The organism is Croceivirga sp. ABH4_376 (genome assembly GCF_056160685.1).
The window spans coordinates 1-201 of the sequence record NZ_JBSWXQ010000034.1; the positions used below are offsets into that span (position 1 = coordinate 1).

Genomic DNA, 201 nt, shown 5'->3' on the forward strand with positions numbered 1-201 from the left:
CGGTAAGGGTCACATCAAAAGTAGCGGTAACGCCCACACCTTCGGTCACGATAACATCGGTCTGTACAATGGAAAGCCCTTCCGTACCGGTGCTGTCATCATCATTGATGATACCGTTTGCTGTCGCATTATTGATGGGTACCAATGGATTGGTAGTGCTGTTCAAGGTAACGGTATAGGCCTCTTGCGGCTCGATGATGG

The 201-nt window shown here is 49.8% G+C and carries 1 protein-coding gene; it reads right to left on the bottom strand.

Features of this window, described 5'->3' with window-relative positions; translation table 11 throughout:
- The coding region (locus ACXAGS_RS15775; protein WP_474908097.1) for a hypothetical protein at positions 1-201 on the bottom strand (201 nt) is incomplete at both ends.